Origin of the sequence: Shewanella sp. KT0246 (assembly GCF_019654955.1) — a bacterium.
GTDB classification, from domain to species: Bacteria; Pseudomonadota; Gammaproteobacteria; order Enterobacterales; family Shewanellaceae; genus Shewanella; species Shewanella goraebulensis.
In genome coordinates, this window is sequence record NZ_BPEV01000107.1 from 1 (window position 1) to 699 (window position 699).

Annotated in this window: 1 pseudogene; it reads right to left on the reverse strand. The window is 47.4% G+C overall.

The features are described 5' to 3' along the window. Positions 1-21: 21 nt before the first annotated feature. A pseudogene (locus K5Q58_RS20635) lies at positions 22-699 on the reverse strand (hypothetical protein); the annotation flags it as partial.

The window sequence follows — 699 nt, forward strand, 5'->3', positions numbered from 1 at the left end:
ATACGAGATTCATGAGCGTCTCGTGGGCTCGGCGTCGGCAAAGTTGACGAACAAATTCTTTGCTCGCCAACGGTACTTCTCATCGGTATATACCCAAAGTTCAGATTCTGCCAGCTCACTACCGCGCATTAAGCTGTGGAGTAACTTCTCTAACCCTTCACGAACGATACGTTTTTCTGGAGCCGCTTGTGGCTCTGTGCTTCGAAGATTTCCTTGCACCACTGCCTGCTGGCTTTCACAGCCTGCTACGCCTAGTTCGCTAGTGACTTGATGCTCGGGCTTCGATTCTGCTCGGGAGTCAGATTGAGAAGTCGATTTAGCTTTCAGGCTATTTTGCTCCTTAGTCGGATCACTCTTATCTAACCTATTCTTATCTAGCTCAAGCTTAGCAAGAGCACTCTTGGATATAATCGCTTTGCTCTGGCTAGGCTGACGGCTAAAGTCGATGATCATTGCGTCGCTATCGACCAATAACTGATTCACTTCAGTAGCATGTAGCTCTTCACGTTCTTTTGCCGCCGAGGGCTTAAACTCACGACAAGCTGCTTTATGGTAACGCGAGCCAAAGCAAGCCGCCTTACCGTCTTTAGACGCTTTACGATAATAGGCCTTACTTGCACAGGCTGGGCACACCAAAACTTGACGATACTTCTCGATGTCACGTTCACTGAGTTTTTGAAACTTAAAAACAGAATAAGT